General features: G+C 36.4%; 11 protein-coding genes. 8 read left to right on the plus strand and 3 right to left on the minus strand.

The features are described from left to right. Positions 1-18: 18 nt before the first annotated feature. The 3 genes from ACXM0J_RS11355 to ACXM0J_RS11365 all read right to left on the minus strand — a co-directional run bounded on the left by ACXM0J_RS11355 (position 19) and on the right by ACXM0J_RS11365 (position 4,949). Positions 19-3,117, minus strand: a complete 3,099-nt coding sequence (locus tag ACXM0J_RS11355; RefSeq protein WP_086265181.1) for an efflux RND transporter permease subunit — start codon at positions 3,115-3,117, stop codon at positions 19-21. Between the two features lie 15 nt (positions 3,118-3,132). Next, positions 3,133-4,242: an efflux RND transporter periplasmic adaptor subunit gene (locus tag ACXM0J_RS11360; RefSeq protein WP_086265244.1), complete on the minus strand. Its 1,110-nt coding sequence runs from the start codon at positions 4,240-4,242 to the stop codon at positions 3,133-3,135. A 68-nt stretch (positions 4,243-4,310) separates the two neighbouring features. After that, positions 4,311-4,949: a hypothetical protein gene (locus ACXM0J_RS11365; protein WP_213034415.1), complete on the minus strand. Its 639-nt coding sequence runs from the start codon at positions 4,947-4,949 to the stop codon at positions 4,311-4,313. Positions 4,950-5,232: 283 nt separating this feature from the next. On the opposite strand from ACXM0J_RS11365, the gene pilG reads away from it, so the two are divergent. The 8 genes from pilG (at position 5,233) to ACXM0J_RS11405 (ending at position 16,378) form a co-directional block, all read left to right on the plus strand. Then, a complete protein-coding gene (pilG, locus tag ACXM0J_RS11370) occupies positions 5,233-5,616 on the plus strand; it encodes a twitching motility response regulator PilG (protein WP_086265179.1) in 384 nt (127 codons plus the stop codon). A gap of 23 nt (positions 5,617-5,639) precedes the next feature. Beyond that, complete coding sequence (locus tag ACXM0J_RS11375; protein ID WP_000101096.1) at positions 5,640-6,002, plus strand: response regulator; 363 nt, start codon at positions 5,640-5,642, stop codon at positions 6,000-6,002. 56 nt (positions 6,003-6,058) lie between these two features. After that, the gene (locus ACXM0J_RS11380) at positions 6,059-6,595 is read left to right on the plus strand and encodes a chemotaxis protein CheW (protein ID WP_086265178.1); all 537 of its coding nucleotides are present in this window, start codon (positions 6,059-6,061) and stop codon (positions 6,593-6,595) included. A 46-nt stretch (positions 6,596-6,641) separates the two neighbouring features. Next, positions 6,642-8,723: a methyl-accepting chemotaxis protein gene (locus ACXM0J_RS11385; RefSeq protein WP_479750524.1), complete on the plus strand. Its 2,082-nt coding sequence runs from the start codon at positions 6,642-6,644 to the stop codon at positions 8,721-8,723. A gap of 150 nt (positions 8,724-8,873) precedes the next feature. Beyond that, on the plus strand, positions 8,874-13,376 hold the full coding sequence (locus ACXM0J_RS11390) for an Hpt domain-containing protein (RefSeq protein ID WP_479750525.1): 4,503 nt from the start codon (positions 8,874-8,876) through the stop codon (positions 13,374-13,376). Then, positions 13,376-13,837, plus strand: a complete 462-nt coding sequence (locus ACXM0J_RS11395) for a hypothetical protein (protein ID WP_199992958.1) — start codon at positions 13,376-13,378, stop codon at positions 13,835-13,837. Before ACXM0J_RS11390 ends, ACXM0J_RS11395 begins: the two co-directional genes overlap by 1 nt. Positions 13,838-14,096: 259 nt before the next feature. Continuing rightward, positions 14,097-15,488 (plus strand): coproporphyrinogen-III oxidase family protein, encoded by a 1,392-nt coding sequence (locus ACXM0J_RS11400; protein WP_086265175.1) that lies wholly within the window; start codon positions 14,097-14,099, stop codon positions 15,486-15,488. An 8-nt stretch (positions 15,489-15,496) separates the two neighbouring features. Further along, a complete protein-coding gene (locus tag ACXM0J_RS11405; protein ID WP_086265174.1) occupies positions 15,497-16,378 on the plus strand; it encodes an alpha/beta fold hydrolase in 882 nt (293 codons plus the stop codon). Positions 16,379-16,381: the final 3 nt, after the last annotated feature.

Here is a 16,381-nt window from a genome sequence, read left to right on the forward strand (position 1 = left end):
TATACGATAATCGCTGCATTATGACATGAATCGTCGAGTTTGACGCAGCATAAAGTTTTTCAAGTCATCCAGATAAGTGAAAATGACGGGTACAACCACAAGAGTTAATAGGGTAGAGGTAATCACTCCACCAATAACCGCATGAGCCATTGGTGCGCTTTGTTCACCACCTTCGCCGAGACCTAAAGCTAAGGGAACCATCCCCATCACCATAGCGCTTGTTGTCATCAAAATTGGACGTAAACGGGTTTTACCAGCTTGTAAAATAGCATCATAACGGCTGACACCCTGATCCATCGCTTTTTTAATAAAATCGATCAGCAAAATTGCATTTTTAGTGACAAGTCCCATCAGCATAATAATACCAATAATCGAAAACAGATTTAGGGTGCTTTGGAACAAGAATAGGGCAAGAAAAACACCAATCAATGATAAGGGTAAAGAGGCCATAATTGCTGCAGGATGAATAAAGCTATTGAACTGAGAACCTAGCACGATATAAATAAATACAATCGATAGGGTAATGGCTGTCAATGCGTATCCCGCAGATTCAGCCATATCGGCGTTTGCCCCTTGAGTATCGAATGTATAACCTGCAGGTAACTTAAATGACTTTTGCATTTTGTCGATGTCTTGACCAATATCGCCACTAGGGCGACCTGAGGTATTTGCCTCAATAAGAACCTCACGCTCAAGATCACGTCGGTTAATTTGCGAAGCCCCAAGCTTTTCTTCGGTCGTTGCGACGGCACTCAATGGAACTAATATATTTTGTCCAGCTGCATTGGTTTTATTAGAGTTGATATATAAATTTTGCACATCTTGCGGAAGCATACGTTTATTTTCATTTAAACGTAAATTCACATCATAAGTTTCACCATCACGGTCTTCCCAAGTGCTGACATTATCGCCCGCAATTAATGGTCGAATGGCATTCGCAATTTGGGAAACAGATAAGCCCAAATCACTTGCCAGTACGCGATTAATATGAACACCCAAAGTAGGTTTAGGTTCTTTCAATGAACTTTCTAAATCAACTACGCCTTTAATTTTTTCCATTTCTGCAATAAAGCGATCTGAAATTTTTTGTAGTTCATTTAGGTCAGATCCTTTAATCGAAATCATGATTGGTTTCTGACCGCCAGATACAGAGTCTTGTGCTGCGGCAACAGAAGTCACTCGAATACCCGCTACAGTTTGCAAACGATCACGGAACTCATTATTGAGTGTATTTAGATCTGAGCTACGTTCTTGTTTTGGCTTTAAGGTCACTCCTAAACCGGCATGGTTTTTACCAGAGTCTACTTCACTGTTCACTACACCATAAGTAGAAACGACATCAGGGAATTGTCTAATAATTTGATCGACCTGATGTAATTTTGCTTGGGTATATTCTAAAGAAGAATCTACAGGAGTCTCGAACTGAATGCGCACTTCACCCTTATCTGGTGTAGGTACAAATTCGGTCCCAATCAGTTTCGATAGTCCTAATGCAGCAAATAATGAAGCGATTGCAACAATAACCGTGATTAAACGGAAGCGTAGGGCAAGTTTTAATAGCTTTTCATAAACATGGGTAAGCCGATCTAGCACATTAGAAATATGGTTAAAAAACCGTTGTAGCCAATTATCTTTTTTCTTTACAGGATCTTTCCAGTGAGCTGAAAGCATTGGATCGAGCGTAAAACTAATAAACATTGAAATTAGAACAGCTGTACTGACTGTTACACCGAACTGATAAAAGAAACGTCCAATCAGACCACCCATAAAGGCAACAGGTAGAAATACTGCCACAATGGTAAGCGTGGTTGCGAGTACGGCTAAACCAATTTCTTTTGTCCCTTCAAGAGCAGCAGTCACATGGTCTTTGCCAAGTTCAGTATGTCTGACAATATTTTCCCGAACTACAATTGCATCATCAATGAGTAAACCAATACTGAGCGATAGTGCTAACAGCGTCATCATGTTAATGCTAAACCCAAAAGCCCAGATAAAAGTTAAGGTTCCGAGCAAAGTAATCGGTAAGGTTAGACCGGTAATAACTGTAGAGCGGAAAGAGCCTAGAAAGAGTAAAACAATGAGAACTGCTAAAGCAGCACCTTCAATAATGGTTCGAACAACATCTTTGATTGAAGCGCGAATACCTTTAGAGCTATCAGCTACGACTTTGTAATCTAAACCCGCAGGCATTTGTGTTTTTAATTTCTCTAAAGTTTGGTAGGTTTTATCAACAACCTGAATTACATTGGCATCGGAACTCTTTAAAATATCGACAGAGACAGCTGTTCTTCCATTATAAAATGCGCTTGATTGTAGTTCGGCTTGTGTGTCCTCAACAGTTGCCACTTGCTTTAAAAAAATAGGGGAACCATTTTTATTAGCAATAACTAAATCACCAAATCCAAGAGGATGGATGACTTTTGATTGAATCTGTACAACCAGTTCAGAATTCTTTTGTTGTAAGGTTCCTGCAGGTACTTCTATATTTTCATTTTTTAGCGTGTTAATGACCTGATCAATACCAATACCGTAGCTTTGTAATTGTTCAGGATGAACCTTAATCCGAATTTGCCGTTTAGCATCACCTAGTAAATTGACATTACCTACACCAGAAACAGTTTTAAGCTGAGGTACAATTTTTTTGTCTACATAGGAACTTAATTGAGCCAAACTCATGCTGTTTGATTCAAATACGACTGACATGATTGGGCTAGACGAGGGGTCATAGCGTTGCACAATCGGTGTATCAATTTCGTCACGGAACTGCGCTGTGACGGGTGCAATTTTGTCACGAACATCCTGAGCAGCAATCGCCGAAGAAGTATCAAGATTAAACTCGGCAATCACCATTGAAAGGCCTTCACTTGAGCGTGAAGTAATCTGTTTAATTCCTGAAATTGTATTGATTTGATCTTCAAGTTTTTTTGTTATATCTGACTCAACCGCTTCAGGCGACGCACCCGCATATTGTGTGGTGACTACTACGAATGGGAAATCTATATTTGGAAACTCTTCGACAGTCATACGTTTCCAAGACGCCAACCCGAGTACCATTAAGCTGAGCATCATCATAATGGTAAAAACGGGGTATTTCACACTGATTCGAGTAAACCACATACGCTATTTGCTACCTTATTTATTTTTGTCGGTTGTAACCGTCACTTTTTTATTAATGTCGGAATCTTCAAATTGAATACGGCTAACCAGATCTGTGCTTTGTAAACCTTCGGCTAACCCAATATTGTCGTTATAACGCTGTTCAATCACACGAATTTTCACTTTTTGAATTGTGTGATTGCGTATCACCCACACAAAAGGGTCATGTTGCATATTTTGAATGCTGTCTAAAGGAATCGTTTGGCCTTGATGAGTGTCATTGCGCAAAATATTTCCATTAATAAACGCTCCTATGCTTAACGAATCAATTTTTTCTTTAGGAGCAGCAAAAAACTCAATTTGTCGACTGTCTTGATCGGCGACAGGTGAAATGCGAGTAAGCGTTGCATTTAATTGTTTAGAATTGCCCTGAATCTGATATTGAATATTGCTACCTACTTTAAGCGCAGATTGCTGTTCAATTGGTAACTTGGCCTGTATTTCAAGCTGATCTGGATTTACGATTTCAAATAGTGTTTGTCCAACTGAAACAGTTTGACCTGGTTCTACTTGTCGTTTAGTAATCACACCTGAAATTGGACTGATAATAATTCCGTCCTGATCAGCTTTTTTAGCAATGTCGACATTTGCTTGTTGTGCTTTTACGCTTTCAAGCTGGCCTTTGTAGTCAACCTGACTTTGTTCAAACTCGACACGAGCAATAAAACCTTGATTAAATAATCTTTGTTTCCGGTTCATCAAATTACGTGCAAGTTCAGCTTGTGATTGAGCTGATGCAAGGTTGGCGCGTGCTTGTGCTAAACGTGCAACATTGTCCTGATTATTCAATCTCACCAGCACTTGACCTTTTTGTACCTGTTGACCAACATTGGCAGTGACATTCGTCGCTGTTGCATTCACTTGTGCCTGAATGGAACTTTGCTGAACCGCACGAATTGTTCCTGTAAATGCAGTTTTGGAGTCAAGTGCTCCTTCTTTAACTGCAATAAGGTCTTGAGGAATAAGCTCAATTTTTGTAGGAGCTGAGGCCGCAGTTTTGGTTGTTTCTTGTTGATTACATGCAGCTAAAATTAAACATAAACTAATAATACTCAGTTTAAAAAAAGTAGAAGGGGTGAGATGCATTGTGTGCATACAGCATCATCCTATAATTCAAATTTTATTTTGCCCCTATTCTTGATAAACCTTTGCCGTTATTCAAGCTTTTTTAAACGTTCGATAATATTTTCATACTCATTATTAGTTCGACTATAGGTCTTGGAAAGTGTTTCAATGGTTTGTTTAACTCGATTAATATTATTTAGATTGTTTTCAATCAATGCTTTATGACGCTTAGGAATCATTTCTCCTTTCCTGAAATACTCCATTTCCTGACGCTTAAATAAAATTTTGTCTTGTTGTAATTGGTTAAGTTGTTCCTGTTGATAATTAATTTGCTTTTTTATAGACACTAATGCCTGATCTCTTTTAATCGAAGCTGTCTTACTATTGCTATAAGCTTTTTTTAATTTGATATCTTGTTCTTTATGTTGTGCTAATAATGCGCGTTGAGTTGATTGATTTAAATCTGCCTCAGCATTATAAGAGTGGTTTCTTTTTATCACTTGCATATTGCGATCCAGAGCTTCATATCCATAACGGATGTGAGCTGGCGTAACTGAAGTGCTGATATTGGCAACACCATTTTGATCATAATAACGATACCAGACTGCTTTAGAAGTATCGGTAACAGCCAGACTAGAAGGTGAGAAAAAGAGTGATCCGAAGGAAATAATGCCTATAGATACAGACACACAGTTCCTATAAAAGGCATATTTCGTCCTATCAGTCATTGAAAATCCCCAAAAAAGATAGCTAAGTCGCTTATTTTTAAATAATTAATCTTTATTATATTAATTATTATTTAGTTGAATAAAAATATAGTCATTATAAAAAAAATGATAATTTTAATTAAAGTGTGATGAGGTTAAAAGTTATTGTTTATAAATGAGAAAGTAGACAAAAATGCCTCATTGAAAATAGAAGGTGAGTTATGTTAAAAATGCGTATAAATGTGTAAAAACAAATTTAAGTTAAATTGCATTTATATTTTATGTTATGGGGATGGAAGATTAAATGGAAGATACGTTCCAAAATCTGAAAGTAATGGTTATTGATGACTCAAAAACTATTCGCCGTACAGCAGAAACACTATTGCAACGTGAAGGTTGTGAAGTAATTACTGCTGTGGATGGATTTGAAGCTTTGTCTAAAATTGCAGAAGCAAATCCGGATATTGTTTTTGTGGATATCATGATGCCTCGTTTAGATGGTTATCAAACTTGTGCTCTGATTAAGAACTCTCAAAATTATCAGAACATTCCCGTTATTATGCTCTCTAGTAAAGATGGTCTGTTTGATCAGGCAAAAGGGCGTGTGGTAGGTTCAGATGAATACTTGACGAAACCTTTTAGCAAAGATGAATTGCTAAATGCGATTCGTAATCATGTAAGTTCATAATTAAGTAATTTAAGGGCAAAGAAATGGCACGTATTCTTATTGTTGATGACTCACCAACAGAAACTTTTCGTTTTAAAGAAATTTTAACCAAGCATGGTTATGACGTACTTGAAGCATCTAATGGTGCAGATGGGGTGACCTTGGCAAAAGCAGAGCAACCTGACTTAGTGTTAATGGATGTTGTGATGCCAGGTGTAAATGGTTTTCAGGCAACACGCCAGATTACTCGTGATGAAGACACTAAACATATTCCTGTTGTGATTGTGAGTACTAAAGATCAGGCAACTGACCGAGTATGGGGTAAACGTCAAGGTGCAATCGATTACCTGATTAAGCCGATCGAAGAAAAGCAATTGATTGATGTAATTAAACAATTTCTAAATTAACTCATCCATCCATAAAAACATAAATGACGGGATATACCCGTCATATAGGATCGAGTATGGCCGCGAATGGATTTATCGAATTACTTCGTCTGTCTAAACGAGGTAATAAGAATTACGCTTCAGTCCAAAATGAAGCAGAACGGTGGTCAGGAATTGCTTTTGAAATGAGAGGGCAATACTTCGTCGCACCACTTGGGGAAGTCTCAGAAGTTATCTATCCACCAAAATATACACCTGTTCCTAATACTCAAAGCTGGGTGAAGGGATTAGCAAATATTCGAGGAAGATTACTTTCAGTGTCTGATTTGGCACATTTTATTTCAGGGCAACGGAGTTCATTTTCGTCTGCCCAAAAAGTGTTATGTATTAGCCATCATGACCAGTATGTGGGGTTGGTTGTTGATCAGGTTTTGGGGATTCAACACTTTAATAAGAAAAGCTTTTTTTCTCAAAGTTCAAACTTGGAGGAAAATCTAAAAGAATATTGCCAAGGGTATTTTCACCAGCATAATCAGCATTGGCATGTCTTTTTATTTAGTCGATTATTGCAAAACCCACATTATATGAATGCATCGACAAAATTTATAAACTAATTTTTATGCTGTTAATAAATAGCATATTTTTCTGGGGAGAAGCTGTATGGGCTTTAAACTTAAAAAGAAAAGTGGCAGTCGTGATCTAAACGAAAAATCGAAAGTCAATTTTATTGCAAAAATCCAGTCAGAAATTCAGCAATATGCCAGTTTGTTTGGGGAAAGTAAAAAGTCCAAGCCTATCCTTTATGTAGCGTTGTTATGTTTAGTATTTGCTTTAACTTCGCTCGCCTATTTGTTTTATAGCGTGCCTCGACATAACCAATTAACACGTAGTTTGGGTGAGTTACGTTTATTGTCACAAACGATTTCTAGACAGGCTACCGAAGCAACAGCTTCTGGATCACCTGAAGCAATGAAAGAGTTAGTTGAGTCGGAAAAACTTTTTGCAGAAAATATGCAAGAAATTGAAAAGATTCATGGTACATCTTCAAAAGAATATAAAAAAGTTGCGGTTTTGTGGAAAGCTTTGTCTTATGACATTAACTTGATCTCATCACATCAGCCTGTAATTAATCAGTTATATAACATGAATATCTCGATTAGTGACTCTATTCCTGAAATTCAGGCTGAATATAACTTGATGGTTGATAAGATGGTTCGCGAAAAAGTATCGAGTAATCAGGTAATGATTGCAAAAAATCAGGTATTTATTGCAGAACGTATTTTACGATCTATTAATTCGGTTTTGGTTGGCACAGAAGATTCTCAAAGTTCAGCACATGACTTTGGTGTCGATATCGAGACTTTTGGTGTGTATTTAAATGCTCAGTTAAACGGTAATGCTGAATTAGGTGTTGCTAGAGTTGAATCCCCAGAAATACGAGAATCTTTGGAAGGTATTAAAGCTGAGTATGATAAAGTTTTAAAATCTGCAGCAACATCAGTTCTCAAACATACAGATCAAATTGTAAATGTACGTCAGTCATCGGGTGAAATCTTCTCACAATCTGATGAGATGTTATCTGCATTAGGTAAGCTTTCTGAGCAAACACACTATGGCTGGAAGGCCTTTGCTTTGGGGGCACTTGTTGCATTATCGCTTCTTGGATTAATTAGTTCGGTCTTAAAGCTTTTATCACTTCGTAGTAAAGCAGATAAACAACGTGTAGCTACCTTACAAGAAGAATATGACCGTAACCAGAATGCGATCTTACGTTTACTTGATGAAATTGCCGATCTTGCAGATGGTGACTTACGTTCATATGCAACCGTATCTGAAGATTTTACAGGGGCAATCGCCGACTCTATTAACTTCGCAATTGACCAATTACGTGACCTAGTATCTCGAATTCATGAAACTTCGCAAGAAGTTGCTCGTTATACGCATAATACTCAGAATATTACTAACCAGCTAGCAGAAGCATCTGAGCACCAAGCACAAGAAATTGCAGGTGCATCAACAGCAATGAATGAAATGGCATTGTCTATTGACCAAGTATCCTCTAATGCGTCTGAATCTGCTAGCGTAGCACAGCGTTCGGTATATATTGCATCCAATGGTGCACAAGTGGTAAACCGTTCTATTGAGGGTATGGATACGATTCGTGAACAGATTCAGGAAACCTCTAAACGTATTAAACGTTTGGGTGAGTCTTCACAAGAAATTGGTAACATTGTCTCGTTAATTAACGATATTGCAGACCAAACAAACATCCTTGCATTAAATGCTGCAATTCAAGCATCTATGGCTGGTGAAGCAGGTCGTGGTTTCGCCGTGGTTGCCGACGAAGTCCAACGCCTTGCGGAACGTTCAGCTTCAGCGACTAAACAGATTGAGACACTCGTTAAAACGATTCAAACGGATACTAACGAAGCTGTTATTTCAATGGAGCAAACGACAACAGAGGTTGTGCGTGGTGCTAACTTGGCGAAAGATGCGGGTATTGCACTCGATGAAATTCAAAAAGTATCTGGTGATTTGGCAAAGTTAATTGCCAGCATTTCTGATGCAGCAAAACTTCAATCTGCATCTGCAAGTCATATTGCCGCAACCATGACAGTCGTACAAGAAATTACTTCACAAACAACAACGGCAACCTTTGATACTGCTCGCTCCGTATCGGAATTGGCGAATATGTCGGAGTCACTACGTGAGTCAGTAACTGACTTTAAATTACCTGACTAAATTGGGGGAAAAGAATAGCTATTTCTGTAATAGCTATTCTTTTAAAAAGTATGAACAGCACCAGTTAAATATTGGGGAAAATAGCTATTTTTCTGGTGTTGACTCTGTCGTTTTTCTCCATTTAGGGGATAAGCAAAAGAAGCCTTTGCTATGAAAGAAATACTAAAAACTTTAACTGAAGCAATGATGCTACCGGAAGATAGCTACTCTCAACAAGATGATGAATTTCTAGATATCTTTGTTGAAGAGATTGAAGAAATTTTTGTTGAATTACAATCTTTGATTCATGAATGGATGCAATCTGGAAATATTGCAACGCTTACTGAAATCCGTCGCCATTTTCATACATTGAAAGGTTCGGGGCGAATGATTGGGGCTAAATCTTCTGCTGAGCTTGCTTGGACTGTAGAAGATACACTTAATCGGGTAATCAATCAAAGTCTTGGATTAACTCCAGACATCCAACAATATGTTCAGTTGGTATTTAAGTTCTATTTCTTTAAGTTAGTAGATGATTTCAAATCTAAAAAAGAACATGAAGTAGATTTTAGAGCGCTTATTTTATTGGGACAACAATTACAACAACAGCAAAGTTTAGAGCCTGCGTTAGAAGAGCTTTTAGTGTTGTCAGGTACTCTTACTGCTGAAACTCCAACTGGTTTAGAAACGAATAGTTTAAACCAAGAATTAAGTGACACTTTAACTGGTGAAACTCCAGAAGTGCTTGTAGAAAATGAACAGCCTCTTGCTGAAACCCTAATTCTATTTATGGAAGAGGCGGAAGAGCATTTGGCGACAATTGATCAGTTTTTAGAAAAAGAAATACATCAGCATGAAAGTTATAATGCTTTAATACGTGCGTTACATACGTTACGTGGCAGCTCTGCAATGGCACAGATTGATGCGATTTTTGAGGCCAGTACTAAAGTTGAGCATCTATTTAAAATACTATTACAAGAAGAACTCTCTTCTCACTCAGAAGAGATTTTACTGCTCCGTGATTATCGACAGTTTATTCGAAATTGTTTAGATCTATTGGCTTCACATTGTTCTAGTGAGCAATTGGAATCTGATTTACAAAAGTTCAATCAGATTTGGGATGCTTATATGGAGCAGCGTGGAGAGCATTCGAGCCCACTTACTCCTCCGCATGGCCTAGTATCTCAGTTATTACAGTTAGATGTTTCCGAATTACTTGATGCAGAATTAGATTTTGAGAAGGGAATACGTACAGAGTTCCCTCATTATCTCGAACGTTTAAGTGAACAAGCAGATTTATTGTTGCAACATACTCAGTCGCAGGCAATGATTGGTTTATATGAATATACTAACCAGTTAAAAGACAGCTATGGCATATTGCTTGATCGACCTGATTTATTGCAATCGGATTATGTTTTTGAAATTTATCAAAAAGCCCACCAACAATTAATTCAGTTATTTGATGCTTTAGCTGCGGGGCAGAGAGTAAGTATTATTGAGCAGCACCAAAATGTTTTGGAAGAGCTAAAACTATATACTCAACATATTCCAAGTCTTAATTTTGAACCATTCGAAAGCCAGCAAAAAGTTATTGAGCTATCGTTTAATACAGATGCAGAACATTCATTGAATGAATCTCCGACGAGTTTAGGAAATGAATTAACTGATCACGATCTTATAGGCCAGAGTGTGCAGTTGGATCGACAGTTCATGTTAACTGAGCATGTAAATCGAAATTTTGATCCCGATCTATTAGATATTTTTCTTGAAGAAGCTGAAGAGTTGCTTGAAGGAATGGATACAGATCTTAATATTTGGATTAATGATCAAGAGAACTTTGCTGCTCTTAATAATTTGATGCGCTATTTGCATACCTTAAAAGGTGGGGCAAATATGATTCAAGCAACTTATATCGGTTTAATTGCACATGAATTGGAAAGTGTTTATGAGCGCTTAATTCAAAGACAGCTAATTACCTCATCTGCTCTCATTGATTTTATCCGTCTGGTTCAAGATGATTTAGCTGACCGTCTTCAAGTTGTCCGTAAACAGCACCTAGATTATGCAGCTTCTTATACTATTCAAGCGCTTAAAAACGTAGGCAAGGTGTATGCTTCACTTAGTTCTGATTCTAATAAAGAAACAACAGAAGACTCTGAACAATCTATTATATCTGAATTAAACTTTGAAGTATTGCAACAAGAAACTATACATAATAATGCATTAAATATTGACGAGTTAAGTTCTAATTTTGAGCAAATTGTTGAGAATACGGAATTACAAGTTTGTGAGGCTGACTCAAAATATATAGAGAGTATCCAGGACCAGGATATTAACTCTGTGGTCGAGCAAACATTTATGGAGGAAGCGGCCGAGTTGTTAGAAATGGTCGATCAATTATTAAAGCAGTGGTTTGAGCAGCGTACTAATCGTAGTACTTTGCTTCAACTACAAAGGGCTGTGCACAGCTTGAAAGGTGGTTCCCGCATGTTGGGACTTGAAACTGTTCAAGCGATTGCTTATCAGCTCGAGAATGCTTTTGAGCAATTTGCACTCCATCATTTCAGCTCAAATATTTATGACAGCTTATTAGAGAGAGCGATTGTTTGGCTAAAAGAAGCCATTTTTAAGCAAAATTATCAGCACTTTGATAGTTTACAGCAAAGTCTGGAAAATATTCAGTTTATCGAAACTGCAATTCAAATCCCGAGTAAGCTGACGAGCACAGATCTATTTAGTATTGAACCTGTAATGAGTTTTGTACAAGGTGATGGTGCAGAGCCACCACCAATGATGGGAGCATGGGAGCAAACACAGCGTCTTGATCAAAATAATGAAATGATCCGTGTTTCGGCAGATTTGATTGAGAAAATGATTGATTTATCTGGTGAAAATTCGATTAACCGTTCGCGCATTGAAATGGATCTAAGTCAGTTTGGCCATACGCTCTTGGAAATGGAATTGGCCATTCAACGACTTGCAGATCAGTTACGTCGAATGGAAGGTGAATTAGAAACCCAGATTATTGCCAAACACGGCATTGAACATTCACGTTATAGTGATTTTGACCCTTTAGAGATGGACCAATATTCATCTTTAAATCAATTATCAAAATCTCTTGCTGAATCTGCATCGGATTTGGTCGATTTTAAAAATACATTATCTGACAAGATCAGAGATACAGAAAGTCTACTTTTACAACAGTCGCGGATTCAAGCAGAAATTCAAGAAGGTTTGATGCGAACACGATTAGTACCGTTCTCTCGATTACTACCGCGATTACAACGAATTGTTCGTCAGACATCTACAGCGTTGAACCGACCAGCAGAGCTTTTCGTAAATAATACAGAAGGTGAGTTAGACCGTAATATTTTAGAACGCCTAGTGACACCGCTTGAGCATATGCTTAGAAATGCAATTGACCATGGTTTAGAAGATCGTGTGCAACGTGAACAAGCACAAAAACCGGAAACTGGACGTATTGAACTCAATATCCATCGTCAAGGTACAGATGTTGTTGTCACATTTAAGGATGATGGAAGAGGGATTGATATTGAAAAGGTCCGTCAAAAGGCCTTAATGTCTGGTTTAATTAATGCTGAACAAGTATTAGAACATCACGATATTTTACAGTTAATTTTCCACCCTGGTTTAAGCACAGCTGATCAAGTCACCCAGATTTCAGGTCGTGGTGTAGGACTGGATGTAGTACAAAGTGATATTAAGGCCTTGGGTGGTCACGTGAGTGTCGACTCTGTGTATGGGCAGGGAACTGTCTTTACCATACGTGTTCCAACTACAGTAGCTGTCAGTGATGCTTTAATGGTTAAAGTTGCTGATCAGCAATTTGCAATCCCATTAGCTCAAATTGATCGAATTGTACGAGTTTCACCGACATCATTAGAGCAGTATTTTGGAAGTACACAAGAATTCTTTGAATTTGAAAACAAACACTATCCATTACGCTACTTATCCGAGTTCGTTGGTAATCAGCCAATTCCACGTTTAAGTGGGATGATGTATTCATTACCTGTATTAATGATTAAAGCAAATAATGGACAAACGGTTGCGTTATTAGTTGATCAGCTTATTGGCTCACGCGCACAAATTGTAGTCAAACCAATTGGACAACAATTCTCTAGTATTGGTGCAATTGCAGGAGCAACTATTTTAGGTGATGGCCAAGTTTGTCTAATTTTAGATGGACAAAATATTGCTCGCCAAATTCAGGCTAGTCGCCGACATAAGCTGATTAATGACGCTATTTATAGACAACGAGAGTCTGATGAACGACGTCTCATCATGATTGTAGATGACTCGGTAACAGTACGTAAGGTGACGTCTCGATTACTCGAACGTCAGGGCTATGATGTAGTCACAGCTAAAGATGGGATCGATGCGATTGAGCAGCTAGAAAATATTAAACCCGATCTAATGTTACTTGATATCGAAATGCCACGAATGGATGGTTTTGAGGTACTCAACCTCGTTCGACATCATGATCTCCATCAAAATATGCCAGTGATTATGATTACATCGAGAACTGGTGAAAAACACCGTGAACGAGCATTTACTTTAGGCGTTAACCAATACATGGGCAAACCTTTCCAGGAAGAAGATTTACTTCACAATATTGATGCATTATTCATGACATGTGAAGGGGGACTTGCATAATGAAAAGTAATATAAGTACATCCTTAATTAATGAAATGGATCAGCAAGAACTCCAGCATTTAATTACTGTTTCAACAGGCTTTATTGATGCATATATTATTGAATGCGATCAGCAAGTACCAATGCTATTGCCACAAAATATAGTGTTATCAGCTATGGATGTTAAAAATGGTATAAAGTATATTGAATGGCATGATGTAAAACTCCCTGTTTATTCGGTTCATAATGAAACTGATTTACGAGCAGTAGCATTAGTAATTGAAAGTGAAGATATTAGTCAACGGTTTGCACTCATATGTAAATCGATGCCAGTCTCAGTTCGTTTGCGTATTTCTGAAGTCGTAGATGAGAATGATGATATACAAGATTCTTTGCAGCACCCTAGTGTATTTAAATATGTGCGTATGGAGAATCAACGTTTCCACGTTCCAAATTTACAATATATCCAAAACTCACTTTAGTTATAAAAAAAGGAACTCATTTTGAGTTCCTTTTTTTATAAAAACTAAACAGTTTGTAAAAAAGTAAGTTAATGTTTTTTATAAATATATAAATCGTTCGATCTAGATTTTGTATGATAAATGCAGAATTTTTAATACAGCTTAAAATAATAATACTGTAGAAATTTTATGCTAGAGGAGAGGATAACTGGACTAATTGCACAAATCAATATATTTAAATATAATATGTTTTTTAAATAAATTAAAAGATATAGTGACTATGGATATCGCCACAATTAAAAAATTCATACAGAAAAATAAAGTTAGACATTTATCAAATAAAGTTTTGCATACTCATCCTTCACCTAAAATGTGGAAAACGGATTTAAAAGAGGAAGAAAATAACTATTTCCTAAAAAATACAGATGCTAAGTATAAATCTATAAATTTATATTTAGGTATTCCATATTGTATTCCTACTAATCCACCTCATTGTGGATTTTGTCTTTTCCCTACTCAAGACTGCAAAGGAAAAAAAGAGATCGATTATTATCTAGATTTTTTAAATAGGGAGGCGCATTTATATAAAGAATTTTATCATGGCGCTAAACTAGAGAGTCTATATGTCGGAGGAGGTACTCCTAATTTACTTCAACCTCATGATTATATAAAACTGACTAATATTGTATCTGCTCTTTTTCCTAAGATAGGGTTATCTAAACCGATAGAAATGACTTTAGAAGGTATTCCTCAACTTTTTAACGAAGATAAAATAAGAGCAATTAAAGAAGCTGGTTTCAATCGTGTCAGTATGGGGGTACAACAGGTTAATGATGAGTTGATCGCTACAAGTGGTCGAAAACAAACAAGAAAGCAGGTTTTTGATGCAATTGAATTGTTTCATAAGTATTCTCTATCTTGCAATGTTGATCTGATCTATGGCTGGCCAAACCAATCGATTGAAGCAATGCTAGGAGATTTAGAAAGTATTGTTCAATCAGGAATAAAACATATTACTCATTATGAGCTTAATATTGCTGGTCATTCTGATTTTGCGACAAAACAAAAGCAGAATATGCCATCTATTGAGAGAAAAATTGAAATGTATAACATTGCAAAACAATTCTTAATAAGTAAAGGTTATAAACAGAAAACAGTGTATGACTGGGAAAAACCAAATGATAATCATCTGATCTCAGAAAAATATTTATATGAAGATAATCTCAGAGACTGTTTACATGAAAATGGTCAAAGTAAAATGACAACAATGAGCGGATTAGGTTATGCAGCGGTTAATATGAGATTACAGCCTAACTCATCAGAAATTAAGTCTGTTTCAGCAATGAATCACCGAAACCTAAATGAATATTATAATGCGATATCTTTGAATAAGCTTCCTATTGAACGTATGTTTGTTCATGATACTGAAGATGTAAAGCTAATCTGGATATTCCAAGCATTACAAGAAATGAAAATTAATACTAAAAAATATGAGAAAATTTTTAATAGTGACATTAAACTCGACTATAAGCCTATATGGGATTCTTTAGTTGAAGAAGGCTGGGTAGAGTATAGAGACGACTATATTAAACTTATTAATGAGGGTGAGTTTTATACTCCACTTATTCAGTCATTATTAAGTAAACCTAGAATAAAGTCTTTGCAAAAGTAGAAAAATAAATGTCAATTCATAGAGAACTACATATTTTAAAGACAGATGATCATGGCGAATTTGCTTTATGGAAAGTTTATAGAAGAAATAATTCTCCAATAAAAAAAGAAGCAATTTTCTTATCTCATGGTGCATTTTCGGATAAAACTGTTTGTATAGGCGTTGCAGATTATTTGACAAATCATGGTTATATTTGTTTTATTTTAGAGTGGCGAGGGCATGGTAATAGTCCAAAAACAGATATACCATTTAATTTTGAAACTATTGCATTATATGAATATAAAACTGCATTTCACTATATTCACCATCACTTTAATATAACCACTTTACACTGTGTAACCCATAGTGGTGGAGGTTTATGCTTAACCATGTTCTTAATTAATTATCCTGAATATTTAAAAAATATTCAAAGTATTACTTTTATTGCTTGCCAAGCATTTGGAGCAGTAAATAATTCCTTTGATTTTATTAAATTGTTTTCTGCAAAATTAGTTGTTAAAGGTCTAGGTGAGATTCCTGCTAATAAATTTAAGTTGGGGCGAATAAATGAAACCTATTACACGATGCGTCCATGGTTTAATTGGAACTTAAAGGAAAATTTTATAAGTGAATTTAAAGATATAGATTACAAAAAATTTATGAGTTCTATTAGAGTTCCAATATATTCTATTTGTGGGGCTGGTGATAAATTTATTGCCCCTACTAAAGGATGCTATAAATATTTGCAAGCTTTTGAAAATGAAAATAATATTTTTCGTGAATTTGGTCATTCCAACAATAATTTAGAAAATTATTCTCATAGTCGAATTGTACTTAGCCAAAATGCTGCAAAAGAAGTCTGGCCAACTATATTGCAATGGATAGATAAAAATTCGAAAGAATACATGTAAGTT

It is taken from the genome of Acinetobacter sp. GRABPA_MV_2, from assembly GCF_056725885.1.

Bases quoted from the DNA above. Each gene is read 5' to 3' on its own strand.
- ACXM0J_RS11355 (WP_086265181.1), bottom strand. From the start codon at position 3,117: ATGTGGTTTACTCGAATCAGTGTGAAATACCCCGTTTTTACCATTATG.
- ACXM0J_RS11360 (WP_086265244.1), bottom strand. From the start codon at position 4,242: ATGCATCTCACCCCTTCTACTTTTTTTAAACTGAGTATTATTAGTTTA.
- ACXM0J_RS11365 (WP_213034415.1), bottom strand. From the start codon at position 4,949: ATGACTGATAGGACGAAATATGCCTTTTATAGGAACTGTGTGTCTGTA.
- pilG (WP_086265179.1), top strand. From the start codon at position 5,233: ATGGAAGATACGTTCCAAAATCTGAAAGTAATGGTTATTGATGACTCA.
- ACXM0J_RS11375 (WP_000101096.1), top strand. From the start codon at position 5,640: ATGGCACGTATTCTTATTGTTGATGACTCACCAACAGAAACTTTTCGT.
- ACXM0J_RS11380 (WP_086265178.1), top strand. From the start codon at position 6,059: ATGGCCGCGAATGGATTTATCGAATTACTTCGTCTGTCTAAACGAGGT.
- ACXM0J_RS11385 (WP_479750524.1), top strand. From the start codon at position 6,642: ATGGGCTTTAAACTTAAAAAGAAAAGTGGCAGTCGTGATCTAAACGAA.
- ACXM0J_RS11390 (WP_479750525.1), top strand. From the start codon at position 8,874: ATGAAAGAAATACTAAAAACTTTAACTGAAGCAATGATGCTACCGGAA.
- ACXM0J_RS11395 (WP_199992958.1), top strand. From the start codon at position 13,376: ATGAAAAGTAATATAAGTACATCCTTAATTAATGAAATGGATCAGCAA.
- ACXM0J_RS11400 (WP_086265175.1), top strand. From the start codon at position 14,097: ATGGATATCGCCACAATTAAAAAATTCATACAGAAAAATAAAGTTAGA.
- ACXM0J_RS11405 (WP_086265174.1), top strand. From the start codon at position 15,497: ATGTCAATTCATAGAGAACTACATATTTTAAAGACAGATGATCATGGC.